This is a genomic window from Microbacterium sp. Ru50, from assembly GCF_002920555.1.
GTDB classification, from domain to species: Bacteria; Actinomycetota; Actinomycetes; order Actinomycetales; family Microbacteriaceae; genus Microbacterium; species Microbacterium arborescens.
Window position 1 is genome coordinate 1,811,333 of sequence record NZ_PQSV01000001.1, and the last position, 24,411, is coordinate 1,835,743.

Sequence of the window (24,411 nt, forward strand, 5' to 3'; positions counted from 1 at the left end):
ACGCCATGGCATCCGTCTTCCCCGCTGAGCGCACCGTCATCCTGACCGGCGCCGCGAGCCCCCGGGGCATCGGCCGCACGACCGCCTTCCACCTGGCAGAGCGCGGCTGGCATGTCGGCATCGTCGACGTCGACGCCGCGGCCGCCGAGCGCACCGCCGCCGAGGTCGCCGAGGCTCACGGCGTGCGGGCCGTCGGCGTCGGCGCCAACGTGGCCGACCGCCAGCAGGCCGTCGCCGCGATCGACACCCTCGAGGCGTCGCTGCCCCAGATCGTCGCCCTCGTGAATTTCGCCGGGGTCTCGTCCCCGATCCCCTACCTCGAGGTCACCCCCGAGGAATGGCACCGCGTCGAGTCGATCAACCTCGACGGCGTGCACTGGGTCACCCAGCGCGTCGCCCGCACGCTCGTCGCGAACGGCGTGGGGCGCCTCGTGGGCATTTCGTCGGTGTCGGCGCAGCGCGGCGGCGGCACCTTCTCGAAGACGCCCTACTCGGCGGCGAAGGCGGGCGTGATCGGCCTGATGCGCTCGGTCGCGCGCGAGCTCGGTCCGCTCGGCATCACGGCGAACGTCATCTCCCCCGGCCCGATCGACACCGACATCATGGGCGGGACGCTGACGGAGGAGCGCAAGGAGGCGATGGCCGCCGACGGCGTGCTGCCGCGCATCGGCACTCCCACCGACATCGCCGCGGCGGTGGCCTACCTGATCAGCGAGGACGCCGGATTCGTGACGGGCCAGACCCTGAACGTCGACGGTGGCCTCTACATGCACTGAGGCTCCCGTGAACCGCAACTGGTCCCGCGGACGCCTCGGGTTCCTGGCCATCGGGGTGATCTGCGTGGTCGTCGGCCTCGTCCTGATCATCCCCTCACTCGGCGGCTGAACCGCCGCCTCGTCACTCCGTCACACCCACACGAACTCGAAGGAGAGTCACTGTGTCCTCATCGGACTACGGTCCCGCCACGCGGGCCAACGTCACGGTCGCGAATGAGCTGCTGAGCAGCCCGCACCTGGCGAGCGGCATCAAGAAGGCCACCTACCGGCTCATGCCGATGCTCATCATCCTGTACTTCGTCGCGTTCCTCGATCGCACGAATGTCGGGTTCGCCGAGTCCGCTCTCGAAGTCGACCGGGGCATCTCGGCCGGGGCCTATGCCCTCGGTGCCGGCATCTTCTTCATCGGCTACGCCCTCTTCGAGATCCCCTCGAACCTGCTGCTCGACAAGTTCGGCGCGCGCTTCTGGCTCGCCCGCATCGCGGTCACCTGGGGAATCGTCGCGTCGCTCTTCGCCTTCGTCAACGGCGAGACGATGTTCATCGTGCTGCGCTTCCTCCTGGGCGTCACGGAGGCCGGCCTCTTCCCCGGCGTCATCATGTTCCTCGCGCAGTGGTTCCCCAACAAGCGCCGCGTGCAGATGTTCGCGCTGTTCTACCTCGCGCAGCCCTTCTCGCAGATGCTGGGAGCCCCGCTGTCGGGCGGCCTGATCAGCATCGGCGACCAGGTCACCCCGTGGGCCGGCTGGCAGGTGATGTTCTTCGTCGAGGGCATGATGGCGGTCGTCGCCGGTATCGCAGCCCTGTTCTTCCTCGTCGACTCGCCGCAGAAGGCGAAGTTCCTCGATGACGACGAGAAGGCCGCGCTGAAGGCTGTGATGGAGCACGAAGACACCGTGAAGGAATCCGATGGGCCCCGCGGCATCGGCGCGGCGCTCATCAGCTGGAAGGTCTGGTACTTCACCGTCATCTACTTCTGCCTGCAGATCGCCGTCTACGGCACGACGTTCTACCTGCCGCAGCAGGTGTCGAACCTCATCGGAGAGTCGGTCGGCTGGCAGGTCGGCCTCGTGTCCGCCATCCCGTGGGCCGTCGGCCTGTTCGCCTGCTACTACGTCGGCAAGCACGCCGACACCGTGCGCCGGCGCCGCGTGTGGGGTGCCCTGTTCTTCCTCGTGACGGGTTCGGCCATCCTCGTGTCGGCGTGGGCCGGAGCCAACGGGCAGGGCCTGCTCGGCATCATCGCGATCACCGTCGCGGTCGCGGCGTTCCTCTCGACGGGCCCCATCACCTGGTCGTTCCCGACCTCGTTCCTCACGGGGGCCGCGGCCGCGGCCGGCATCGGCCTCATCAACTCCCTCGGCAACCTGGGCGGCTTCGTCGCCCCGATCATGCGCACGGGGATCAACGAGGCCGTCCCGACCGAGAGCGGAGCCTGGGGCGTGGTGTCGCTGGGTCTGTTCGCGTTCCTCGCCGCCGTCATGATGTGGGCGACCCGGTTCTTCAGCTCGAAGGCCGACGCCCTCCTGACCTCGGGAGAGCCCCAGCGCCGCTGACGCGTCGCGCGTTTCGAACGGCCCGGTGTCGCCTCGTGCGGCCCGGGCCGTTTCGGCGTCGCGCCGAGGCTGCCCGGTGAGTGCTCGGGCGCTGCGCCGTCGGCGTCAACCGAGGACGAGGGAACGGATGGCGGACTCGGGCGAGACGGTCGTGTCGAGCAGCATCCCCGAGCGATAACGCTCGAACACGCGCGGATCGATGTACGAGCTGCGCGCGACCGCCGGGGTGTTGCCCAGCGCCGTCGCCGCGGCGCGCACCGCTTCGACCTCGGCCTGATGCACGGCCCGGGCGGTCTCGGCGATGCCGATGCGGGCGAGGGCATCCGCCGCGACGACGGTGCCTCGGAGCGTGCGGAAGTCCTTCGCGGTGAACGGGCCGCCGGTCAGCGCACGGACGTACGCGTTGACGTCGTTCGGGGTGAGCGGCACCCGCCGGCGCTGCCGCTGCCACGCGAGCAACGGCGACGAGGGCCGCCCCTCGATCAGCAGCATGATCGCCGTCGCGAGATCGGGGTCGGGGATCTCGAGCGCCTGCCGCTGCCCGCTCTTGCCCGAGAAGGCCAGGCTCACGACGGCGTCGGCCACCGAGGCGTCGCGGCGCCGGAGCGTCGTCAGCCCCCGGCTGCCGTGCTGCAGCAGGTAGCGCTGCGACCCGATGCGCAGCGCCGAGCGGTCGAGCAGCCGGAATGCCGCCGCGAGGACGCGTTCGCGGTCGAGGTCGGCGCGACGCAACGACGCGGTCGCCCGGGACCGGGCGCGCGGCAGGGACTCGGCGAGCTGCAGCGCCCTCGCGTACTTGCCCTTGTCGCGGCTGCGCGTCCAGTCGGGATGGTAGATGTACTGTCGGCGGCCCGCATCGTCGGTTCCGACGACCTGGATGTGCCCCTGGGGATCCGCGCAGATCCAGACGTCCTGCCACGCCGGCGGGATGACGATCGTGCGGATGCGGGCGAGATCGCGCCGCCCGACCACGCCGCCGTCGGCGTCCGTGTACCGGAAGCCCTTGCCCGAGCGGATGCGCCGGATGCCGGCATCCACATCGGGTCGGACCCGGACGAGTCGGGCCACCTCAGTGGTTGCGCAGCATCGAGATGATCTGCGCCTTCTTCTTGCCGGAGTACCCGGAGATGCCGAGTTCCTTGGCGCGCTTCTTCAGCTCGTCGACGGTCCAGTCCTCGTAGTCGCCGGACTGCCCGCCCCGGCTGCCGACCTTCTTGCGGCCGTCACGGGCGGCGGCGTTCGAGATGCGAGCGGCCTTCTCCTTCGAGGCGCCGTCCTCGCGCAGCTCCTCGTAGAGCTCGGGGTCTTTGAGACTGTTCGATCCGCGTCCCTGTGGCATGGCGGTCTCCCCTCTTCGTCAGGCCGAGATTACGACCGCCACGACGGCCGTCGCAGGTGCTTGACAGGCATTCGCGCAAGGGCGTAACCCCACCCCACCCGCTGCCCGCCGCCCGCCGGCCGCCGCCCGACCGCGACCCGACACAAAGGGTGCCTTCCTCGCCGCCGACACGACCATGCGCGTCGGGTCGGCGCGTGATGGGCTACCACCACGGGGAATCGATCGTCAAGGCCTCGGCACTTACGCTCGGCATTCTCTAACGTTGCGGTCAGCCCTTCACGGGGTCGGAACGTCTCGCAGTGGGACGGACATTGGGAGACAGACAAGGAGCCCCCATGAACATCTTCCTCATCATCATCATCGTCGTTGCGATCGTGCTCGCGATCGTCAGTGGCCTGAACAGCGCCCTGAGCTGGCTGCTCTGGGTTGCTCTGATCGTCGGTGTGATCGCGCTCATCGCGTTCCTCTTCCGAGTGATCAGCGGCAACAAGCGCGTCTGACCGCCGCGCTGCGCGAACGCCTCCGCCTCCGGGCGGGGGCGTTCTGCATTTCCGGAGCCGTGCGGCGACCTGCTCCGAGGACCTCTGGACGAGTCGCGATATATCGTGTTACCGTCAGCACACGCGATATATCGCGAATAGTTCGCGGCAACCGTCGCCTGAGAGAGGGAAGCGCCATGACACTGCAGAAATGGATCGTCCACCCCGACGAGACGCGGGTGATCGACGTCGATGACATCCGCAAGCTCAAGGTGAGCATGGTCGGGGGTCAGATCGACATCGTCGCCCACGACGAACCGGGCGTCCGCATCGAGGTGCACGCCGTCACGGGCAAGGATCTCCGTATCGAAGCGACCGGCGACGTCGTCGAGATCGACCACCCGCAGCTGCGCTGGGACAACTTCACGCAGGTCTTCCGCAACTTCGGGTCGTCCGGGCCGAAGGCCGAGATCAGCGTCGCCGTCCCGCGAGGCACCGACCTCACGCTCGGCGTCGTCAGCGCGAGCGCGCTCGTGTCGGGTCTCACGGCCGATGCGCGGGTCAATACCGTCTCGGGCGACATCATCATCGACGGGATCACGGGCGACGTGAACGCCAACGCCGTCTCGGGCGACGTACAGGCTCGCGAGCTGACCGGAGCGCTCACTGCGAAGTCCGTGTCGGGCGACGTGTCGGCGATCGGCACCCTGCGCGCGGCCGACATCGACACCGTGTCGGGCGCCATGCTCGTCGACTCGTCCGGTCCGATCCAGTCGATCACGCTCCACACCGTGGGCGGCGACGCGACGGTGCGCCTCGACGAGAGCCTGCCCGCGAACTATCAGGTGCGAAGCGTCAGCGGACGCGTGCTCATCGACGGGGTCGTGCGATCCGGTCAGGGTGCCGGGCCGCTGACGAGCTTCGCCGGCTCGACCGGTGAACTCAGCGGATCGTTCGTCGATGTCCGCACCAACTCGGTCTCGGGCGACCTGACCGTTCTGCGGCGCTCCGCCCCCGCGGCCACCGACGTCGCCGGCACGAGCACTCCCGAGGTCGCCGGCGAGGCAGCACCCGACGCCGCCCCGGGCGAAGCGGCACCCACCACCCCGGCCGAGGACACCGCCGACCGTCGCGAGGAGCACTGACGATGCCGCCCGTCTTCTCCCACGGTGATCTGCGCCTCTACCTGCTGTCGCTGCTCGACGAGTCTCCGCGTCATGGGTACGACCTCATGCAGGCCCTGACGGAGCGCACCGGCGGCACGTACTCACCGAGCGCCGGCACCATCTATCCGCGGTTGGCCAAGCTCGAGGACGAAGGACTCGTGACCAAGACCGTCGACGGTCGCAAGACGATCTACGAGATCACAGATGCCGGCCGTGACGAGCTCTCGGCCCGCCGCCATGACCTCGACGGCATCCAGGCCGGCCTGGCCGACAGCATCCGCCTCATCGCCGACGAGGTCCGGGGCAGCGTGCGCGCCGCGATGAAGAGCCTCCAGGCCGATCTCGCAGCGGCCGCGAACCTCGATCACGAGACGGCCACGCGTCCGACACCACCCGAGAACCCGCGCGCCGAAGCCCGCGCGCAGGCGCAGCGAGCGGATGCCGCGATCGCCGAGTTCCGGGCGAACGTGAAGGCCGACCTGCGGTCGCACATCGCGCGCGACGGCGACGTCACGGCTTCCACCGTCGACGACCTCGTCGCTGCACTCACCCGGGCCCGCGAAGAGGTGCTGCGGACCCTGCGGGGCTGACGACGCGCGGTGCCACGCCGCACCGATGACCTCTGCTCCGGGCCGCTCAGGGCTCGGGCCAGAGGTCTTCGTCGTCCGCGGCGGTCTCACCCTGCGGTACGACGAGGATGGACCGCCGCTGCCGATGCGCCAGCCGCGCCGCCACCGAGCCCGTGAAGAACTCGCGGATCGACTCGCCGATGCCGCGCCGGCGCGTACCGACCACGAGCAGCTTGGCGTCGAGCCGGTCGGCGAGGTGCTTGATCGCGAGCGCCGGATCTCCGACGAGCTGATGCACGGTCCACTCCACGGGGGACGACCGGAGCGCCTCCGCCGCGGCCGCTCGGATCTGCTCGAGCTGCGCCGCGCTCGAGACCGCCCCGAGGTCGATGGGAGCCGTGTGGACGTAGCCGTCGGGGTCTTCGTAGGTCACGAACCGGGTGACGTCGACGTGCACGATGATGAGCCCGACGCCGAGCATCGACGCGTATCGGGCCGCTTCGACGACGACGCGAGGCGACTGCCCGGGGATGACTCCCGCGATGACGGGCGTCGACGGAAGGCGGCTCTCGTCGCCTGCGGAGTGCTGATCGGCCATGGTCGCCCCCTGTCTCAGCGGCGGCACCGGCGATGGCTCGGGGCCCCCGTGTTATTCTTGATGCTACTCTTCCCCGGCGCAGCGCCGGATCGTGAAATGCTCCGGGCACCGCTGAACAGCCCGTGACTCAGAAATGAGGGGGTCTCGCATGGGGCGTGGCCGTCAAAAGGCGAAGCACACCAAGATCGCGCGTGAGCTGAAGTACGACACCTACAATGTCAACTTCTCCTCGCTCGAGAAGGAGCTCGCTCATTCCGACGACGATCAGTACGTCGACAAGTGGGCTGACCAGTACTCCGACGAGTACGAGGACGAGAAGGCCTGACCGGGCTCATCACCATGCGCCGTGGCGCTGCTCCCACTCGTCCTCGATCGTGTGGGGACGCGTGACGACGATCCCCGCGGGGATCGCAGCGAGCATCAGCACACCGACCATGATGAGCGGGGCCGTCCAGTCGCCCGTCACTTCGTGCAGGAGCGCGAACGAGATGGGGAACACCGCGGCCACGGCATAGCCGATGCTCTGCGCGAATCCGCTCAGAGCGACGGTGCCCTCGTGCGTCCTCGTCTTGCGCTGGATGAACACCAGCGCAGCCGGGAACAGCATCTGCGGCGTGCCCAGCAGCACGACCCACAGCACGACCGCTGATCCCGGCGCGATGAGCAGCCCCGCGACGGCGACGAGCCCGGCCGACGCCGCGACGGCGTAGATCGGGCCGAGCCGCTGCCACCGCGTGATGACCAGCGGCACGAGGATCGACCACGGCAGCCCCATCGCACCGAACAGCGCGAGGAGCGACCCCGCGGCGGCGTGCGATACGCCCGCGAGGTCGACGAGGATGATCGGCAGCCACGCGAAAGACGCGTAGACGCTGGATGCCGACACCGCGAAGGTGACCGCGACGGCCCACGCCATCGGCAGGCGCACGAGCCGGCTGAGCACGTTCGGCGACGGAGTCGGGGCGATCACGGCATCCGCCGACGCTGCCGCGATGCGCGACCGGCGCAGCGTCACGAGCCAGGGGATCACCGCGAGCACGGCGAACACCGACCATAGCCCGAGGGAGAACCGCCAACCCGCCGTGTCGGCGATCGGCACCGCCACCAGCGGCGGCACGAAGGCCGCGACGGCGAGCATCGTCGAGTAGACCGCGGTCATCGTCCCGACCCGGTCGGGGAAGTACGTCTTGATCAGCGGCGGCAGCACGACGTTGCCGATGCTGATCGCGGCGAACAGCACGGTCGTGGCAATGAGCAGGATGCCGGCATCCGGCGCGAGCGCTCGACCCAGCAGGGCGGCCCCGGCGACGACCATCGCGGCGACCGCGAGGCGCTGTAGCCCGAACCGTCGCTCCAGGATCGGAGTGATGACGCCGAAGACGGCGAAGCACACCGGCGGCGCCGCGCCGATGAGGCCGGCCACCCACGACGGCACGCCGAGGTCCGCGTCGATCTCGGTGAGGATCGGCGACAGCGACGCGACGGCCGAACGCAGCGAGAAGGCGACGAGGATGACGCCGAGGAACGCGAGGACGCGTCCCCGCCAGAGCGAAGTCACGACTGCTGGGTGCCCTCGACCCAGCTCAGATACTCCTCGCTGACCGTTCCGGTGACGTAGCGCCCGTCGAAGCAGCTCATGTCGAGGTCGACGATGTCGGTGCCCTCGACGATCGCCGCTTTCAGGTCGTCGATCTCCTGATAGACGAGGTAGTCGCAGCCGAGCTCCTCGGCGATCTCGGGGATGGTCCGGTCGTGCGCGATCAGCTCGTGACGAGAGGGCATGTTGATGCCGTACACGTGCGGGTAACGCACCGGCGGCGCGGCCGACGCGAACGTGACGCTCTTGGCACCGGCATCCCGGGCCATCTGGATGATCTCCTTCGACGTCGTGCCGCGCACGATCGAGTCGTCGATGAGCAGGACGTTCTTGCCCTTGAACTCGCTCGACATCGCGTTGAGCTTCTGGCGCACGCTCTTCTTGCGCACGGCCTGGCCCGGCATGATGAACGTCCGGCCGACGTAGCGGTTCTTGTAGAAGCCCTCGCGGTACTCGATGCCGAGCTTGCGCGCGACCTGCATCGCCGCCGGACGCGATGAGTCGGGGATCGGCATGACGACGTCGATCGCACCCTGAGGGGTGTACTTGGCGATCGTGTCGGCGAGACGCTCGCCCATGCGCAGGCGAGCCTCGTAGACCGAGATGCCGTTCATGATCGAGTCGGGGCGGGCGAGGTAGACGTACTCGAACGAGCACGGCGCGAGCTGCGTCTGCTGCGCGCACTGACGCGTGTGCAGCGTGCCCTCGGCGTCGATGAACACCGCTTCGCCGGGCTCGACGTCGCGCACGACCTCGAAGCCGCCGTTCTCGAGCACGAGCGACTCCGATGCGACGGTCCACTCGTCGCGGCCGTTCTCAGCCCGGCGGGTGCCGAGGATGAGCGGACGGATGCCGAACGGATCGCGGAAGGCCAGCAGGCCGTGGCCGGCGATCAGGGCGATCGCGGCGTACGAGCCCTCGACACGCTCGTGAACGCGCTCGACAGCCTGGAAGACCTGGTCGGGGTCGAGGTCGAGGCCCGAGATGGTGGCCTGCAGCTCGTTGGCGAGCACGTTGACCAAAAGCTCGGTGTCGGAGCTGGTGTTGAGGTGGCGGCGATCCTTGCGGAACAGCTCGTCGGTCAGCTCGCGGGTGTTGGTCAGGTTGCCGTTGTGCACCAGCACGATGCCGTACGGCGCGTTGACGTAGAAGGGCTGCGCCTCTTCTTCGCTCGACGCGGTGCCCTTGGTGGCGTAGCGGACGTGGCCGAGCCCGATGTTGCCGAGCAGCGACCGCATGTCACGCGTGCGGACCGCCTCGCGCACCTGCCCGTTGGCCTTGAAGATGTGGAAGACGCCGCTGTTCTCAGCGGTCGCGATGCCCGTCGAGTCCTGGCCGCGGTGCTGCAGCAGCAGCAGGGCGTCGTAGATCTCCTGGTTCGCCGGGGACTGCCCGACGATTCCGACGATTCCGCACATAGGGGGTCAGTTAACTCCTGCTTCGCGGTACCCGCCGACGAGGCGCACGGCCCCGCCGTCGACGCCCTTGGCGCCCTGCTCGTAGTCGCCCGCGGGACGCGGGCCCGTCGAGACGACACCGACCTGCCAGGTATCGATGCCGTCCGCGCGAAGCGCCGCGATCGCGGCATCCGCTGCGGCCGGCGACACGACGGCGAAGAAGCCGATGCCGAGGTTCCAGGTGCCCTCGGTGCGCTCGAGCTCGAGGCCCCCGAGGTCTGCGAGCACGCGGAAGACCGGCGACGGCGACCATGTCGCACGATCGACGTCGACCCAGGTGTCCTTCGGCAGGACGCGCGCGAGGTTCGCCGCGATACCGCCGCCCGTGACGTGGCTGAGGGAGTGGATGCCGTCGCCGAGCTCGGCGATCAGGCGCAGCAGCGGCGAGGTGTAGAGGCGCGTGGGCTCGAGCAGCTGCTCACCCCAGGTGCGGCCGAAGTCCGCCGCCTGGTCGCCGTAGCCGATGCCCGCACCCGTGATGATGTGGCGGATCAGCGAGTAGCCGTTGGAATGCGGGCCGCTCGAAGCGAGCGCGAGCACGACGTCGCCGTCCCGCACCCGGTCGGCGCCCAGCACCTGCTCGGACTCCACGACACCCGTCGCCGCACCCGCGACGTCGTAGTCGTTCACGCCCAGAAGACCGGGGTGCTCGGCCGTCTCGCCGCCGACGAGCGCGGTGCCCGTCGCAGAGCAGCCGTCGGCGATGCCGCGGACGATGTCGGCGATGCGCTCGGGCACGACCTTGCCGCACGCGATGTAGTCGGTCATGAAGAGCGGCTTCGCGCCGACCACGACGATGTCGTCGACGACCATGCCGACCAGGTCCTGCCCGATCGTGTCGTGCTTGTCGATGGCCTGCGCGATCGCGACCTTCGTGCCGACGCCGTCGGTCGAGGTCGCCAGCAGCGGCTTCGTGTAGCCGAGCAGCGCGCTCGCATCGAAGAGGCCGGCGAAGCCGCCGACACCCCCGAGGACTTCGTCGCCGTGGGTTCGCCGGACCGCCGACTTCATCAGTTCGACGGCGAGGTCTCCCGCCGCGGTGTCGACGCCGGCTTGGGTATAGGGATCAGTGGGACTCGAGGCCACGGCATCCAGAGTACCGGCCCGTGGAGCGGCCGAGCGCCGGGCGTGTCTCGGCGGCCCGAATCGGTGGTGATTCCATCGCGACACGGACCGGGGTCAGATGCCCTGCCAGGCGGGCTTGTTCGCCCACGCGTGCCGGTAGTACGGCGTCTGGTTCAGGGCGCTTGCGGCGGCCTCGTCGACGACGACGGTGACATGCGGATGCAGCTGCACGGCCGAGCCGGGCGCCGAGGTGCTGACCGGGCCCTCGACGGCCGCGGCGACGGCATCCGCCTTGGCTTCGCCGAACGCCAGCAGCACGAGGTGGCGGGCGCGCAGGATGGTGCCGATGCCCTGGGTGACGCAGTGCATCGGCACATCGTCGGGCGAGTCGAAGAAGCGGGCGTTGTCGGCCCGCGTCTCCTCGGTGAGCGTCTTGACCCGCGTCAGCGAGGCGAGCGAGCTGCCCGGCTCGTTGAAGCCGATGTGCCCGGTGCGGCCGATGCCGAGGATCTGCAGGTCGACCCCACCGGCGGCGCGGATCGCGGCCTCGTACTGCTCGCCCGCGGTCTCGATTCCGTCGAGGTCGCCGTGCGGCACCTCGATGCGGGCCGGGTCGAACCCGACGGGCTCGACGACCTCGCGCTCGATGACGCTGCGGTAGCTCTCCGGGTGGCCGGCGGGCAGCCCGACGTACTCGTCGAGCGCGAAGCCGCGCACGCGCGACACGTCGATGTCCTCGCCGCGCACGCGCTCGGCGAGGTGCCGGTAGACCGCGAGTGGGGTCGACCCGGTCGCCAGTCCGAGCACGGCATCGGGGCGCCGCTGGATGAGGTCGACGATCGCGTCGCCGACGAGACGGCCCGCCTCCTGCTCGCTGGGGACGATGACGACTTCGGCCATGACTCTTCCTTCTTTCGGTTCGGTCGGGAGGGCGGATGCCGGGGCTCGCCTCAGGCGAGCCCGAGGGTCTCCGACAGCACGAGGGCTGCGGCTCCCCGCAGTCGGAGGTCGCCGTGGGTCTCGGCGAGGCGCACGGTCAGGTCGTCGAAGAGGATCGGCAGCACGCGAGCTGCGATGGCTTCGCTCGCGGCGTCGATGAGCGCCCCCTCGATCAGCTCGGCCGGTCCGCTCAGCACGACATCCGTCAGCCCGAGCGTCGCGACGAGCGGTGACAGCGCGATGCCGAGGCACCGCCCCGCCTCGCGGCGAACGTGCAGAGCGGCCTCGGCGTCGGGCGCCGCTGCGAGCCGAGCCTCGAGCTTCGGCACCGAGAGCCAGGCCTCGAGGCATCCGGTGCGGCCGCACGCGCAGACGGGGCCCTCGCCCTCCGTCACGACGACGTGGCCGATCTCGCCCGCGGCCCAGTTGCGTCCGTGGACGACCGCGCCGTTCACGATCGCGGCGGCTCCGACGCCGGCGCCGATCCGGACGAGCAACAGGTCGTGGTCGACCTTGCCGAAGCTCAGCTCGCCCATGCCCGCGGCGTTGAGCCCGTTGGTGACCGAGACCGGCAGACCGGTGCGGTCGAACAGGATGCCGCGGAGCGCGACGTCGTGCCAGTCCAGATGCGACGACTCGCGGACGACGCCCGCGCCGTCGACGACGCCCGGTGTCGAGACGCCGATCCCGAGGATCGGGGCCTCAGCCGTGCGGACCAGCCGGTCGATGAGGTCACCGAGCACGGCGAGCGCCTCGGCGCCGGTCGACCCGCCGCGCTCGACGACCTCGCGCGCGATGACGGTTCCCCCGAGGTCGACGACGGCGCCCTCGATCGTGTCGCCGCTCGAGATCGACACGGCGACCACGTTGCGCGACGACCTCGCCAGCGCGAGGGCCCGGGAGGGCGCGCCGGGCCCCGACCGGTGTCCGCGGCCGCTCTCGACGACGAGCTGCTCGTCGACGAGCTCACCGACCAGATCGGAGATCGTCACGCGCGAGAGTCCAGTCGCACGCGCGATGTCGGCGCGCGACAGCCCTTCCTCGCGGTGGAGCGCCTGCAGGACGAGGCGACGGTTGTTGCTGCGCGCGTCCTCGGGACGGATGCCGCGGCCGCGCGCCCTCGGCGAAGCAGCGCCTTCCGCTGACGTCGTAGTCATACGTTCCCCGATCGAGTACAGTTCCCGAGAAATAATTCGGAAACGTTCTTAACCAATACTGCCAGAACCCCGTTCCCCCGCGCACATCGGAGTGACCCGTGAAATTCTTCCAACGACTCGGCCGGTCGATCATGCTGCCGGTCGCCGTGCTACCCGTCGCCGCCATCCTCGTCGGGATCAGCTACTGGATCGCCTCTGCCGCAGGCCCCAACATCATCGCGACGTTCCTCGCCGCCGCAGGCGGTGCACTGATCGACAACATGGCCCTGCTGTTCGCGATCGGCATCTCGATCGGCATGGCCAACAAGTCTGACGGGACCTCAGCGCTGGCCGGGCTCGTGTCGTGGCTCACGATCACGACCCTCCTGAGCCCCGCAACCGTCGCCGGCTTCCTCGGCATCGAGGATGTCGCCGAGGTCGACCCCGCCTTCGGCAAGGTGCAGAACGTCTTCATCGGCATCATCTGCGGCCTCATCGGCGCCTGGGCCTACAACCGGTTCAAGGACGTCAGGCTACCGGACGCGCTGTCCTTCTTCTCGGGCAAGCGCTCCGTGGCGATCGTCACGGCCGGGATCTCGCTCGTCGTCGCCGCGGTGCTGTTCTTCGTCTGGCCCATCGTCTACGCGGGCCTGGTCATCTTCGGCGAGTGGATCTCGACCCTCGGCCCCGTCGGCGCAGGCCTCTACGGCTTCTTCAACCGCCTCCTGATCCCACTCGGGCTGCACCACGCTCTGAACTCGGTCTTCTGGTTCGACGTCGCCGGCATCAACGACCTCAACAACTTCCTCGCCGGCTCCAACGGCGAAGGCGTCTTCGGGGTGACGGGTCAGTACATGACCGGTTTCTTCCCGATCATGATGTTCGGCCTGCCCGGCGCCGCCCTGGCGATGTACGTCACCGCCAAGACCAAGCGCAAGAAGATGGTGTCGGGCATCCTCCTCTCGGCCGCCGTCGCCTCGTTCTTCGTCGGCGTCACCGAACCGCTCGAGTTCACCTTCATGTTCCTCGCGCCGTGGCTGTACCTCGTCCACGCCGTCTTCACGGGCATCTCGGTCTTCATCGCCGCGCTGCTCCCGACCCGCATGGGCTTCGGTTTCTCGGCGGGCTTCATCGACCTGGTGCTCGGCTGGATGAACCCGCTGGCTCAGAACCCCTGGATGATCCCGATCATGGGCGTGTTCTGGTTCGCGGTCTACTTCGTGGTGTTCCGGTTCCTCATCCTGAAGTTCCGACTGAAGACGCCGGGCCGTGAAGACGACGACGAGCTCGCAGCCGACATCGGCCCGGCGATCAACCGCGACGCGGGCTACGGCCCCACCGCGGAGAAGATGATCGCGGGCCTCGGCGGCAAGGACAACATCGTTCAGCTCGACAACTGCGCCACCCGCCTGCGGCTCGAGGTCGCCGACACGTCGCGTGTCGACAGCGACGCGCTCAAGCGCGCCGGCGCGGCGGGCACCATGGTCTCCGGGCCCAAGTCGGTGCAGGTGGTCTACGGGCTCAACGTGCAGTTCGTGAAGGACGCGATGGACGACGTGCTCGCGGGCCGCGAGGTCGAGCCGCCCGCGGCATCGTCGGCACCGCAGGGTGCGGGCACGGTGACGACCACCGCCCCCGCCGTGGTGCGGCTGCGTCAGCCCATCGCCGGCACGGTCGTGCCGCTCGCGCAGGTTCCCGACCCGATGTTCTCGCAGGGGACGATGGGTCCCGGCCTCGCGATCGACCCGTCCGGAGACACGGTCGTCGCGCCCGCGGACGGCACCGTGACCACGGTGTTCCCGACCGGTCACGCCGTGGGCATGACCCTCGACGACGGCACCGAGCTGCTGATCCACGTGGGCATCGACACCGTCGACCTCAAGGGCCGTGGGTTCCAGGCGCTCGTCCAGCAGGGTGAGGGCGTGCACGCGGGGCATCCGTTGCTCCGCATCGACACGGGCGTCATCCGCGGCGCGGGCTACTCCCCCATCACGCCGGTCATCGTGCTGAACAACGAACACGCGTCGATCGAGTTCGAGTGACGCCTCGGCCGGTGCCGAGCGCGATCGTCTCGGCACCGGCCGCACCCCACCACCCCCGCTCTAAACTGGCGCCATGAGCGCGGCGAAGACTCCCGAGTGGGTGGTGCGGGAGGATGCCGCGCCCTCGGTCGTCGTCGCGCTGTACCTGCGCCAGGTGCTCGGCATCCGCACTCCGGATGAGCTGCCTCACCTGCGTGGGATAGAGCCGACACCCGTCGAGCGCGACCCCGAGACGCAGGCGGAGCTCGAACGGCAGTGGCGCGCGTACTGGGAGATGACGGTCGAGCCGCTCGCGCATCCCTCCCCCGTGCCGCTCGATCTCGTCGACGGCTTCGACACTCTCGTCGCGTTGCCCACCGAGGGGTTCGAGCAACTCGAGCGCGAGATCCGCCCGCACGCGGCGGAGGCGGTGGCTTTCGCGCGTGACGTGCACGCCCGGTACACCTCGCGCTCGTCGGGCGCCGGCGCCGTCGCCTACCGCGCGTATGCCGGGGCGCTCGCGCAGCACGAGCGCCGCATCGGGCGGCGGGCGCACTCGTTCGAGCTGAACGTGCAGGTGCTGCCGCTGAGTCAGCGCGGCGTGTGGTGGATCGGCGCGCTCACGATCGCCGTCACCGACGGACTGCGCAGCGACGTCGTGGCCTTCGACGCAGCGATCGCACCGATCATCGCCGAGATCGCCTGACCCGCGAGAACCGGGCCCGCGTCAGGCGTCGTCGACGGCGCGCACGCGCTCGTGGAGGATGCGGACCTCGCGCGTGCGGCGACGTGCGGCGCGGTCGAGCACGAGGGCGATGACGCCCGCGATCGCCATGCAGACCGGGATGGCGCCGAGCGCGATGAACCCGAACACCTGACCCGCAGAGTACTGCAGGCCGGTGTTGGTGCTGACTCCCTCATCCGGGATGCCGAACGTCAGGGCCAGCGCGACGATGATGCCCGCCGCGGCTCCGAGCAGGAGGAACACGCTGTACTTGGGCACGCGACGCACGCGCGCCGACTCGACCCGTTCGGTGATCTCCTCAGCCATGACTCCATTGTCGCACCGCCCGAGCAATGCCCGGGCGGTGCGACGAGAGGGCTCAGCGAGTCGTCAGAGCGCGCTGCGGCGACGACGCGTGAACGACACGGCGAGCGCGCCGATCAGCAGCATCCCGGCACCCAGCCACAGGGTGTCGACGGGAGCCTGTCCACTGGTCGCGGCGAGGGTCGCGTCGGTCGAGGCGTCGCACGGCACCTCGGCGCCGAGCGGGAACGTGATGCTCACGGGATCGAGCGCCTCGCCGGCCGAGTAGAAGCCGGCGAAGGCCTCGGCGCCCGCTGCCGTCAGCGTGGCCGATGCACCCGTCCAGCTGATCCGATTCGCCGTCGTCGTGGCGGCGGGCAGCGAGAGCGTCGCGAAGACGACGCCGTTCGCGTTCACGTCGGGCGAGCCGTTGTACCCCTTGGACTGCACGTTCACGATCAGCGAAGCGGTGTTCGCGCCGGTGATCTGCACGCGCGGGTTCGACAGGGTCATGTCGAGCAGACCGCTGTGGCCGGTGTAGTGCACCGAGCCGCCGAAGCTGACGCGGCCGCGGTCGTTCTCGGGGCTGTACGCTCCCGAACCGCTGCCCCAGCCGCCGGAGATCTCTCCCTTGGCGATCGGGCCCGTGATGTACGAGCGGTACGACTCCTTCACACCCCACTCGATCGTCGCTCCCGAGACCGACCGGGCGACGCACGACGGTGCGGCCGGCGACTCGACGGCTGCGGCGACAGCGGCAGGGGTGACCCGGAAGGGGGCGGATGCCGCGACGACGCCGCCGACGCTGAGCTCGAGCGTGTGGTCGCCCGTCGCGAACCCGGCGGGAACCGCCCACGAGAACGACACGCGTCCGCCGGCATCCGCCGTCGCCGTGCCGATGGTGACCGGCTCGGAGTGCGCGACGGCCGTCACGACGTCACCGGGTGCGAAACCGCCGCCGGTGAACGCGAGCACGCCGCCCTGAGCGACGGTCGCCGAGCCCGCGAACGCGACGAACGGAGCCGTCGGCTGAGCGACGGTGACGTCGGCGAAGGCGTCGAGCGTCCGGTCGGTGATCGACAGCGCGTGCGCCGCGGACGTCGCGACGTGGTAGCTCTTCGTCGGGTCGAGCGAGCCCGCGGGAACCGTCAGCTCAACCGTGAACGCGCCGCCCACGATCGACGTCGGACGGACCCAGGCCAACTGCACCCAGCCCTCGGCGGGGAGCGGTCCGGCCCCGGCCCAGACCGACTTCTCACCGAAGAGGACGTACGCGCCGTTGGCGGCGCTGTCGCCGACGAAACCGGTGCCCGAGACCGTGAGCGTGTGGGCCACGGCCGGGTCGAGGTCGGCGTTCGGTGTCACCGTGATTCTCGGGCTCTTTGTCGGCTCGGGCTGCGGCGCGACCGCGGCCCACGTCACAGGCACGAAGAGCTCGTTGTCGGGCTGCAGGCCCTGCGACGCCTTGTTGCCGAAGGTGAAGACGCCGAGGCGGTAGTCGTCGCCGGGGCGCTTCTCGTTCGCGGACTTCTCATCGACCTGGACTGTCCACGTGAAGTCGACCGTGCCGTCGGCGTTCTCGGTCCACGGGAGGTTGGCGTCGCCGGTCGGCTCGCCCGAGACGCGGACGTACGAGACCGAGGGGCGAGCGGAGTTCGCGGCGCCCTCGGAGGGCTTCCAGGTCTCGGCGACCCAGCCGAAGCGCAGCGCGAAGCCGGCGCCGACCTCGCTCTGGCGGTAGTTGCGTCCCTCGACGGTGAGCGTGGCACCGCTCGGGTCGACATCCGTGTTCGGGGTGACCGTGAGCGTCGGCGCGGGGAGCGGCTCGGTCGGCGTCGTGGCCGCGAACGACACCACGGCCTTCGCGTCCTGCGTGCGGTTGGTCATGCCGGTGTGATCGGCGATCGTGTAGACCGCCGTCGTCTCGCCCTTCGGCGCGACCGTCAGCGTGGTCTCGAACGATCCGTCCTCCGCGAACTTCACCATCGTCGCCGTGGTGGGATTCGAGGTGACGAGCTTCGCGCCTCTCGTGCATCCCGCCGCGATGAAGGCGAAGTCGACCTCAGCGAGCGGGCGGTCGGTGCACGTCGTGAGGTAGATCGGCTGAGCCGGGTCGTAGCCCGTGCCCGTGACGGTGATCTCCTCGCCCGCGGGGTCGAGCCCCGTCGACTTCGAGAGCGTGAGCGTGGGCACCCGCGCCGGAGTCTCGGGCTCGCTCGCCTTCGCGGTGACCGTGTAGCTCAGCGCCGGTGCGGTCGAGGCGGAATAGGCCGTGGCGTCGGCCGGGGTGAACGCGGCCGCGATGCTGTGCGCGCCGACGGCGAGCGACGAGGTGACGATGCTCGCGACGCCCCCGTCGACCGGAGCCGAGCCGAGCGACGCGTCGCCGGCCGTGAACGAGACCGCCCCGGATGCCGCCGGCGAGACCGTCGCCGTCAGGGTGACGTCGGCGCCCTCGACGGCCGTTCCATCGGGTGAGGCCGACAGGGTCGTCGTGGTCGACTCGGCGACGACCGGGAAGAGCGCGGCCCAGTCGATCGAGACGTCGGCGCGGGCGAGGAGGTTCGCCTCGGTGGGGAACGAACGAGACGGCCACGAGATGACCTCGTAGGCTTTCGTGCGATCGAGCTCGCTTGCGATCTGCTCGAGGCTTCCGGTGATCTCGCCCGCGGTGGAGACGTCGAGCGAGGCGTTGGGCGTGGTCGCCTGGTCGACCGTCAGGTCGCCCTTCTCGACGAGGGCGACGTAGGCGTGCCGGCTCGGCTGACCCGGGTACTGGGGAGCGACCTCGAAGCCGGTGCCGGTGATGGCGACCGTGATCTTCTCGTTCGCGACGACGGTGGTCGACGTCGTCAGGGTGGGGCCGGCGGCCGTTGCCGGCGCGGCGACGCCGACGACGGCGGCCATGGCGACGAGCGCGCCGGTCAGCACGCTCGCGAGCGGACGCTGCAGCGCCGCCCTCCTGGTTCTCAGCATGGGAACCCTCCGAATCTCGATGCAGGTGAAGCTCGCGCGTCGGGCACGCGATGATAGTTAGCTTAGCCTTACCTAATCGAAGTTTGTGAAGTCCCTGACAGTCATCGCTCGGCGTGACGGCGCGGCAGGATGACCGGACGGCCGGTGTCGGGGTCGTCGAGCACGCGCACCGGGGTGCCGTAGACGGCCTCGACCCGGTCCGCGGTCAACACGTCGCGCGGGTTCCCCCGAGCGACGAGCCGGCCGCCGTCGATCATCGCGACCTCGTCGGCGTATGCCGCGGCGAGCGACAGGTCGTGCAGCACCACGACCACCGCGCGCCCATCCCGCGCGAGCCGCCGCGCGACGCGGAGGACCTCTTCCTGGTGCCGGAGGTCGAGGGCTGCGGTCGGCTCATCGAGCAGCACGACGGGGGTGTCCTGCGCGAGTACTCGAGCCAGCGAGACACGCGCCTTCTCGCCACCCGAGAGCGACGGGTAGGCGCGATGGAGCAGGTGTGCGACATCCGCTCGCTCGACGGCTTCGGCGATACGAGCGTCGTCGAGGCGGGCGCGCTCGGTTCCGATCCAAGGAGTGCGCCCCATCGCGACCACCTGGCCCGCGGTGAACGAGAAGGCGACCTGGTTCGACTGCAGCAGCACCGACCGTCGCCGCGACAGCTCGCGGGCCGACCACTCGCCCACCGGACGCCCGTCGAGATGCACCGCGCCCGAGGTGGGCGCGCGGTCGCCTGTCAGCAGGGAGAGCAGGCTCGACTTTCCGGCGCCGTTGGGCCCGACGAGAGCGAGCAGCCGGCCGTACCCGACATCCGTCGCCACGTCGTCGAGGATCGTCGCCTCACCCGACCGCAAGCTCGCGTGCCGCACCTCGACGGCCACGCCCGTCACGACCAGCCCCCGGCGGTGCGGCGGGTGCGGCGGATGAGCCAGAAGAAGAACGGTCCGCCCACGAGCGACGTGAGGATGCCGATCGGCAGGTCTGCAGAGACGACGATGGTCCGCGCGAGGAGATCGGCGTAGACGAGCACGACGCCGCCGCCGAGCGCCGAGAGGGCGATGAGCCCCCGGTGCGCGGGCCCGACCAGCATGCGGACGATGTGGGGCACGACGAGGCCGACGAACGCGATGATGCCGACGAACGCGACGGCGACGCCGGTCAGCAGGGCGACGAGGACGATCGATCCGACCCGCAGCGCCTCGACGCGCACACCGAGGTGGGCGGCGGTGCGATCGCCGAGCGCCAGAAGGTCGTAGCGGCGCGCGAGAGCGAGGGATGCCGCGGTGCCGAGCGCTCCGACGAGGGCGACGACCGCGACCTCCGTCCAGCGCGAGCCGTTCATCGAGCCCAGCTGCCAGAACACGATCTGCTCGCGCGACGCCGTGTCTCCCGCGAACATCAGGAGCGCCAGCGCGGCCCCCGCGAACGCATTGACGGCGATGCCCGTCAGGATGAGCGTGATCGACTCGGTCCGGCCCTGCGCGCGGGCAGCGGCATACACGACCAAGGTCGCGACGAGACCGCCCGCGAAGGCGCAGACCGCGATCGACCACGGACCGAGGAACGAGAAGCCGAGCGTGATCGCTGCGGCAGCGCCGACGGCCGCGCCCGACGAGACGCCGACGACGCCCGGCTCGGCGAGCGGGTTCGCGAAGATCGCCTGCATGACGGCACCGGCGACCGCGAGCAGCGCACCGACCAGAAGCGACATCGCGACGCGCGGGAAACGGATCTGCCACAGCGTCTGCTCGATGAGCGGCTCGGTCGGCGCCCACGAGCCGGGCATGCCGAGGGCACGGAGGACGGAGCCCACGACCTCGGCGGGACCGACCGGCAGCTGACCGAGCCCGGCCGAGAGCACGACGCCCACCACGAGCAGCACCGCGCTCACGATCGCGACGAGAACTCCGCGGCGCCCAGCGGCACGCCCGCTCACGAGGCGGGATCGGGCGCGTAGACAGCGCGAGCCAGCGCGTCGAGCACCCCCGCGCTGCGCGGCCCGAACGACAGGATCTGCCCGTCCGCCATGTCGACGAAGCGGCGATGCTGGCCGGCTGCGGTCAGCGCGATCGCGGGCTTGTCGGAGAGCAGACCGTCGACGCCGCCGACCGATTCGAGCCCGGCGGTCATCACGAGGATGAGGTCGGGGTCGGCGGCGACCATGGCTTCGTCGGTGAGCGGCTGCATGCCGTTCCAGCCGAGCTCGCCGGCGACGTCGACGCCGCCGAGCGCGGCGATGAGCTGGTCGGCGCCCGATTCGGAGCCGAAGAGGTAGTACACCCCCGCCGTGCCGCGCAGGTAGAGGAAGACCATGCGCAGCCGGTCCGCCGCGGCCGCCGGCGCAAGCGCGGCGATCTGGGCACGCGTCTGGTCGACCTCGCTCGCGATGCGCTGGGCGAGCTGCTCGCCCGTGTCGGGTACGCCGAGTACGTCGCCGACCGACCGCGCGAGATCGGCGGCGCCCGCGAACGAGGCGGAGCGCTCGACGAAGACCACCGTGATGCCGACATCCCGCAGCTGCTGCACGACGTCGACCGGTCCGATGCTGCCGTCGGTGATGACGAGGGTGGGGGCGAGGCCGATGATCGACTCGGCGTTGACCGTGTGTCCGCTGCCCGTGACGACCGGCAGGTCGGCCGCGCCGGGGAACGTCGTCGAGACGTCGCGGCCGACGAGCTCGCCGCCGAGGCCCAGGCCCCAGACGGTCGCGGCCAGCGAACCGGAGAGGTCCATCGCGATGATGCGCGAGGTGTCCGTCACCGTCACCTCGACGTCGCCGGTGAGATCGTGCGAGCTCACGGTGACGGGCAGGCTCTGGGTGGGATCCGTCACGACCGGCTCGACCGCGGCGTCGGCGAGGACGGCGGTCGAGGGGCCCTCGAGCGAGCGCGGGTCGGTCACCGGCGCCAATTCGCTCAGCGGGGGTCGGTCGATCACGACCTGGCCCGCCGCCTCGCCGTGAGACGTCGCAGCCGGAGCGCAGGCGCTGAGCGACAGGGCAGCAGCGGCGAGCGCCGCGACGAGGAGTCGCCGCATCTTCACGCGGCCGGCCCTTCGTCGGCGTGATCGGCGGGCCCACCGGCGGCACGCGCCTTCCGCTGCTTGCGACGCGAGGCGACGATCGCTGCGGTCGACCCGCCGATCGTCGCGACGAGCGCGCCGCCGATAGCGGCGAAGAGCGCGACCGGCAGCGCGCCGCTCGATCCGCTCTCGTCATCGCCCGCCTCCGCGGCATCCGCGGCGGGTGATGCATCGACGACGGGCGATGGGTCTACCGTCGGGGTGGCAGCCGCGCACACACCGCTCGCGGTGAACGACAGGGGGTCGAAGGCGGTGCCGGTCTCGTAGTTGCCGAAGGCGGCGAACCCCTCCTCGGTGATCGCGGTGGCGGCATCCGCGGCGGCGAGAGTGAGGGCTTCTCCCGAGACCGTGTTCTCCAGACCCGCCAGGTCGACGGTCACGAACGGCACCTGGGGTGTCGTGACGACGGTGTCGTCGCCGGCGAGCGCGCTCTCCATCGAGACTCCGGCGAGGTCGACGAGAACACGCCCCGCCGCCGGCGCGATCTCGAGCGTGACGTTCTGCACCGTCGAGTCGAGCAGGCCGCCGTGCCCGGTGAACCGGATGCCGCCGGGGAAGGCGATCGAGCCGGCGCCGGTCGCGGGGTCGTAGCTGCCCGTGCCACCGGTCCAGGTGAACGCGGGCGTCTCGTAACCCACGCCGCCGAACGGCTCCCACGCACCCTTCGCGATGGAGCCGGAGATGTACGAGCGGAACGACTCCTTGAAGCCCCACGTGATGGTCGCGTCGGTGATGTCGCAGACGGGCGGCGAGGTCGCGGCGGTCCGCTGCTCGACGGGCGCGGCGTCGCCGATCGCGAGGGCGGGGCTCGCGACACCGAGGACGATCGACGCAGCGGAGAGCACCCCGAGGGGCGCGCGGGACAGAAGGGAAGAGCGCACAGCAGACTCCAGAGATAAGGTCAGGCTTGCCTAACCTTATCGGAGCCGGTGTCAGGGTCGCAGTGGCAGCAGCGCCCCGAGATCGGCGCGGGTGCCCGACGCGCGCAGCCGGCCCGCGGCGGCGGCATCCGCCCAGGCGAGGTCGCCGAGGGCGAGGGCGATCCAGGTCGCGGCATCCGTCTCGACGACGTTCGGCGGGGTGCCGCGCGTGTGCCGCGGCCCCTCGACGACCTGGACGGCACCGAACGGCGGCACGCGCATCTCGACCGAGTTGCCGGGCGCCTTCTCGACGAGCAGCTGCAACAGGTAGCGCACGGCGGTCGCCAGGTCGGTTCGAGCGGGCTTCTCGCCGGACGCATCGGCGGCGGCGACGGCGGCGAGCGCGGCGCGGCCATCGGCGGTGAGGATGCTGCGGGCCATGGGTTCCACGCTAGCCCGGTCGGTAGGCTGGCCGGGTGAAGATCCTGGTCCTCGGCTCGGGCGCGCGCGAGCACGCCATCATCCTCGCTCTCGCCGCGGAAGGCGCAGGTCACGACCTGCTCGCGGCGCCCGGCAACGCCGGCATCGCCCGCGATGCCGAGATCGTGCCGGGCCTCGACCAGAACGACCCGGTCGCCGTGACGGAGTTCGCCGGCAGCGCCAACGTCGATCTCGTCATCGTCGGGCCGGAGGCCCCGCTCATCGCCGGTGTCGCCGATGCGCTGCGCGAGCGCGGCATCCCCGTCTTCGGCCCCGGCAAGGTCGCCGCGCAGCTCGAAGGGTCGAAGGCGTTCGCCAAGCGCGTCATGGACGAGGCCGGCGTGCCCACCGGGCGCGCCGTGCGGGCGCGGAGCCGTGCCGAGGTCGAAACGGCGCTCGACGAGCTCGGCGCTCCCCACGTGGTCAAAGCCGACGGCCTCGCCGCCGGCAAGGGCGTCATCGTCACCGACGACCGTGAGGCGGCGCTCGCCCACGCCGACACCTACCTCTCGAGCGGCCCGGTGCTGATCGAGGAGTTCCTCGCCGGCCCCGAGGTGTCGCTCTTCTTCGTCTCGGACGGCGACACCGTCCGAGCCCTGAGCCCGGCGCAGGACTACAAGCGCGCCTACGACGGCGACGCCGGCCCGAACACCGGGGGCATGGGCGCCTACTCGCCGCTCCCCTGGCTCGCCGACCGGTTCGGCAGCGAGGCCGGATTCGTCGCCGAGGTCACGCGCGACGTGGCCGAGCCCGTCATCCGCCACCTCGACGCCGAGGGCACACCGTTCATCGGCCTGCTCTACGCGGGCCTCATCCTCACCGAGTCGGGCATCAAGGTGATCGAGTTCAACGCGCGGTTCGGCGACCCCGAGACGCAGGTGGTGCTCGCGCGGCTGACCTCGCCGCTCTCGGAGCTGCTGATGGCTGCGGCGAGCGGGCGACTGGAGTCCGAGCCCGATCCGACGTTCTCGGACGATGCCGCCGTCACCGTCGTGCTCGCGAGCGAGGGCTACCCCGACAACCCGGTGACCGGCCGGGCGCTGACGGGGCTCGACGCCGCGGCATCCGTCGAAAGCGTGCACCTCGCGCACGCTGCGACCGCCGAGTCGGTCGACGGGCTCGTCGCCACGGGTGGACGCGTGCTCAACGTCGTCGCACGCGGCGCCGACTTCACCGAGGCTCGCGACCGCGCCTACCGCGCCCTCGCGGAGATCAGCCTCGAAGGCTCGCACCACCGCACCGACATCGCCGCCCGCGTCGCGGACTGAATCCACGGCACGGGCGGCCCGACG

At 70.6% G+C, this 24,411-nt stretch carries 24 protein-coding genes; 9 read left to right on the forward strand and 15 right to left on the reverse strand.

What is annotated here, in order from left to right; all coding sequences use genetic code 11:
- Positions 1–5: 5 nt before the first annotated feature.
- Together C3481_RS08490 and C3481_RS08495 are read left to right on the forward strand one after the other, a co-directional pair.
- Positions 6–776, forward strand: a complete 771-nt coding sequence (locus C3481_RS08490; protein WP_023953078.1) for an SDR family NAD(P)-dependent oxidoreductase — start codon at positions 6–8, stop codon at positions 774–776.
- Between the two features lie 161 nt (positions 777–937).
- Positions 938–2,332: an MFS transporter gene (locus tag C3481_RS08495; protein WP_023953080.1), complete on the forward strand. Its 1,395-nt coding sequence runs from the start codon at positions 938–940 to the stop codon at positions 2,330–2,332.
- A gap of 105 nt (positions 2,333–2,437) precedes the next feature.
- Here C3481_RS08495 and C3481_RS08500 read toward each other — a convergent pair whose 3' ends face one another.
- Both C3481_RS08500 and C3481_RS08505 read right to left on the reverse strand, forming a co-directional pair.
- Positions 2,438–3,400 (reverse strand): DNA topoisomerase IB, encoded by a 963-nt coding sequence (locus tag C3481_RS08500; protein ID WP_023953082.1) that lies wholly within the window; start codon positions 3,398–3,400, stop codon positions 2,438–2,440.
- A gap of 1 nt (position 3,401) precedes the next feature.
- Positions 3,402–3,671 carry a Rho termination factor N-terminal domain-containing protein gene (locus tag C3481_RS08505; protein WP_023953083.1) on the reverse strand — a complete coding sequence of 90 codons (270 nt, stop codon included), beginning with the start codon at positions 3,669–3,671 and terminating at the stop codon, positions 3,402–3,404.
- Between the two features lie 335 nt (positions 3,672–4,006).
- Between C3481_RS08505 and C3481_RS16515 the strand changes: the two genes are divergently transcribed.
- The 3 genes from C3481_RS16515 (at position 4,007) to C3481_RS08515 (ending at position 5,906) form a co-directional block, all read left to right on the forward strand.
- Positions 4,007–4,171, forward strand: coding sequence for a hypothetical protein (locus C3481_RS16515; protein WP_023953086.1), 165 nt, complete (start codon positions 4,007–4,009; stop codon positions 4,169–4,171).
- A gap of 176 nt (positions 4,172–4,347) precedes the next feature.
- Positions 4,348–5,295 carry a DUF4097 family beta strand repeat-containing protein gene (locus C3481_RS08510; protein ID WP_023953088.1) on the forward strand — a complete coding sequence of 316 codons (948 nt, stop codon included), beginning with the start codon at positions 4,348–4,350 and terminating at the stop codon, positions 5,293–5,295.
- A 2-nt stretch (positions 5,296–5,297) separates the two neighbouring features.
- Positions 5,298–5,906 carry a PadR family transcriptional regulator gene (locus C3481_RS08515; RefSeq protein WP_064955166.1) on the forward strand — a complete coding sequence of 203 codons (609 nt, stop codon included), beginning with the start codon at positions 5,298–5,300 and terminating at the stop codon, positions 5,904–5,906.
- Positions 5,907–5,952: 46 nt separating this feature from the next.
- Here the strand turns inward: C3481_RS08515 and C3481_RS08520 are convergent, their stop codons facing one another.
- Positions 5,953–6,483, reverse strand: a complete 531-nt coding sequence (locus C3481_RS08520) for a universal stress protein (RefSeq protein ID WP_064955167.1) — start codon at positions 6,481–6,483, stop codon at positions 5,953–5,955.
- 148 nt (positions 6,484–6,631) lie between these two features.
- Between C3481_RS08520 and C3481_RS08525 the strand changes: the two genes are divergently transcribed.
- Positions 6,632–6,808 carry a DUF3073 family protein gene (locus C3481_RS08525; RefSeq protein WP_023953093.1) on the forward strand — a complete coding sequence of 59 codons (177 nt, stop codon included), beginning with the start codon at positions 6,632–6,634 and terminating at the stop codon, positions 6,806–6,808.
- Positions 6,809–6,817: 9 nt separating this feature from the next.
- On the opposite strand, the gene C3481_RS08530 is transcribed toward C3481_RS08525, so the two are convergent.
- The 5 genes from C3481_RS08530 to C3481_RS08550 all read right to left on the reverse strand — a co-directional run bounded on the left by C3481_RS08530 (position 6,818) and on the right by C3481_RS08550 (position 12,698).
- Positions 6,818–8,041 (reverse strand): CynX/NimT family MFS transporter, encoded by a 1,224-nt coding sequence (locus C3481_RS08530; RefSeq protein ID WP_023953095.1) that lies wholly within the window; start codon positions 8,039–8,041, stop codon positions 6,818–6,820.
- Entirely contained in the window at positions 8,038–9,498 is a 1,461-nt protein-coding gene (gene purF, locus C3481_RS08535) for an amidophosphoribosyltransferase (protein WP_023953097.1), read from the reverse strand. The genes C3481_RS08530 and purF overlap by 4 nt, the downstream gene beginning before the upstream one ends.
- A gap of 6 nt (positions 9,499–9,504) precedes the next feature.
- Positions 9,505–10,623: a phosphoribosylformylglycinamidine cyclo-ligase gene (gene purM / locus C3481_RS08540; RefSeq protein ID WP_023953099.1), complete on the reverse strand. Its 1,119-nt coding sequence runs from the start codon at positions 10,621–10,623 to the stop codon at positions 9,505–9,507.
- Between the two features lie 93 nt (positions 10,624–10,716).
- Positions 10,717–11,502, reverse strand: coding sequence for a glucosamine-6-phosphate deaminase (nagB, locus tag C3481_RS08545; protein WP_103841633.1), 786 nt, complete (start codon positions 11,500–11,502; stop codon positions 10,717–10,719).
- Between the two features lie 50 nt (positions 11,503–11,552).
- Positions 11,553–12,698, reverse strand: a complete 1,146-nt coding sequence (locus C3481_RS08550; protein ID WP_103841635.1) for an ROK family transcriptional regulator — start codon at positions 12,696–12,698, stop codon at positions 11,553–11,555.
- A gap of 98 nt (positions 12,699–12,796) precedes the next feature.
- Here C3481_RS08550 and nagE point away from each other — a divergent pair, with 98 nt between their 5' ends.
- Together nagE and C3481_RS08560 are read left to right on the forward strand one after the other, a co-directional pair.
- On the forward strand, positions 12,797–14,719 hold the full coding sequence (gene nagE / locus C3481_RS08555; RefSeq protein ID WP_103841637.1) for an N-acetylglucosamine-specific PTS transporter subunit IIBC: 1,923 nt from the start codon (positions 12,797–12,799) through the stop codon (positions 14,717–14,719).
- A gap of 73 nt (positions 14,720–14,792) precedes the next feature.
- Entirely contained in the window at positions 14,793–15,404 is a 612-nt protein-coding gene (locus tag C3481_RS08560) for a zinc-binding alcohol dehydrogenase (RefSeq protein ID WP_103841639.1), read from the forward strand.
- A 21-nt stretch (positions 15,405–15,425) separates the two neighbouring features.
- Here the strand turns inward: C3481_RS08560 and C3481_RS08565 are convergent, their stop codons facing one another.
- The 7 genes from C3481_RS08565 to C3481_RS08590 form a co-directional block, all read right to left on the reverse strand.
- Positions 15,426–15,749: a hypothetical protein gene (locus C3481_RS08565; RefSeq protein WP_023953106.1), complete on the reverse strand. Its 324-nt coding sequence runs from the start codon at positions 15,747–15,749 to the stop codon at positions 15,426–15,428.
- A gap of 63 nt (positions 15,750–15,812) precedes the next feature.
- A complete protein-coding gene (locus tag C3481_RS08570; RefSeq protein ID WP_103841641.1) occupies positions 15,813–18,701 on the reverse strand; it encodes an HtaA domain-containing protein in 2,889 nt (962 codons plus the stop codon).
- Between the two features lie 101 nt (positions 18,702–18,802).
- Positions 18,803–19,594 (reverse strand): heme ABC transporter ATP-binding protein, encoded by a 792-nt coding sequence (locus C3481_RS08575; protein WP_374754853.1) that lies wholly within the window; start codon positions 19,592–19,594, stop codon positions 18,803–18,805.
- Complete coding sequence (locus C3481_RS16765) at positions 19,585–20,589, reverse strand: iron ABC transporter permease (RefSeq protein WP_308457279.1); 1,005 nt, start codon at positions 20,587–20,589, stop codon at positions 19,585–19,587. The genes C3481_RS08575 and C3481_RS16765 overlap by 10 nt, the downstream gene beginning before the upstream one ends.
- A 41-nt stretch (positions 20,590–20,630) precedes the next feature.
- Positions 20,631–21,734: a hemin ABC transporter substrate-binding protein gene (locus C3481_RS16770; protein WP_258039093.1), complete on the reverse strand. Its 1,104-nt coding sequence runs from the start codon at positions 21,732–21,734 to the stop codon at positions 20,631–20,633.
- A gap of 2 nt (positions 21,735–21,736) precedes the next feature.
- Positions 21,737–22,660 carry an HtaA domain-containing protein gene (locus C3481_RS16775; protein ID WP_258039062.1) on the reverse strand — a complete coding sequence of 308 codons (924 nt, stop codon included), beginning with the start codon at positions 22,658–22,660 and terminating at the stop codon, positions 21,737–21,739.
- Positions 22,661–22,711: 51 nt separating this feature from the next.
- Complete coding sequence (locus C3481_RS08590; protein ID WP_023953115.1) at positions 22,712–23,080, reverse strand: sterol carrier family protein; 369 nt, start codon at positions 23,078–23,080, stop codon at positions 22,712–22,714.
- Positions 23,081–23,115: 35 nt separating this feature from the next.
- Between C3481_RS08590 and purD the strand changes: the two genes are divergently transcribed.
- Positions 23,116–24,387: a phosphoribosylamine--glycine ligase gene (gene purD / locus C3481_RS08595; protein WP_023953117.1), complete on the forward strand. Its 1,272-nt coding sequence runs from the start codon at positions 23,116–23,118 to the stop codon at positions 24,385–24,387.
- The last annotated feature ends 24 nt before the right edge of the window (positions 24,388–24,411 follow it).

Coding starts and splice junctions, on each gene's coding strand:
- C3481_RS08490 (WP_023953078.1), top strand. CDS start 6: ATGGCATCCGTCTTCCCCGCTGAGCGCACCGTCATCCTGACCGGCGCC.
- C3481_RS08505 (WP_023953083.1), bottom strand. CDS start 3,671: ATGCCACAGGGACGCGGATCGAACAGTCTCAAAGACCCCGAGCTCTAC.
- C3481_RS16515 (WP_023953086.1), top strand. CDS start 4,007: ATGAACATCTTCCTCATCATCATCATCGTCGTTGCGATCGTGCTCGCG.
- C3481_RS08510 (WP_023953088.1), top strand. CDS start 4,348: ATGACACTGCAGAAATGGATCGTCCACCCCGACGAGACGCGGGTGATC.
- C3481_RS08515 (WP_064955166.1), top strand. CDS start 5,298: ATGCCGCCCGTCTTCTCCCACGGTGATCTGCGCCTCTACCTGCTGTCG.
- C3481_RS08520 (WP_064955167.1), bottom strand. CDS start 6,483: ATGGCCGATCAGCACTCCGCAGGCGACGAGAGCCGCCTTCCGTCGACG.
- C3481_RS08525 (WP_023953093.1), top strand. CDS start 6,632: ATGGGGCGTGGCCGTCAAAAGGCGAAGCACACCAAGATCGCGCGTGAG.
- purF (WP_023953097.1), bottom strand. CDS start 9,498: ATGTGCGGAATCGTCGGAATCGTCGGGCAGTCCCCGGCGAACCAGGAG.
- nagB (WP_103841633.1), bottom strand. CDS start 11,502: ATGGCCGAAGTCGTCATCGTCCCCAGCGAGCAGGAGGCGGGCCGTCTC.
- C3481_RS08550 (WP_103841635.1), bottom strand. CDS start 12,698: ATGACTACGACGTCAGCGGAAGGCGCTGCTTCGCCGAGGGCGCGCGGC.
- C3481_RS08560 (WP_103841639.1), top strand. CDS start 14,793: ATGAGCGCGGCGAAGACTCCCGAGTGGGTGGTGCGGGAGGATGCCGCG.
- C3481_RS08565 (WP_023953106.1), bottom strand. CDS start 15,749: ATGGCTGAGGAGATCACCGAACGGGTCGAGTCGGCGCGCGTGCGTCGC.
- C3481_RS08570 (WP_103841641.1), bottom strand. CDS start 18,701: ATGCTGAGAACCAGGAGGGCGGCGCTGCAGCGTCCGCTCGCGAGCGTG.
- C3481_RS16770 (WP_258039093.1), bottom strand. CDS start 21,734: ATGCGGCGACTCCTCGTCGCGGCGCTCGCCGCTGCTGCCCTGTCGCTC.
- C3481_RS08590 (WP_023953115.1), bottom strand. CDS start 23,080: ATGGCCCGCAGCATCCTCACCGCCGATGGCCGCGCCGCGCTCGCCGCC.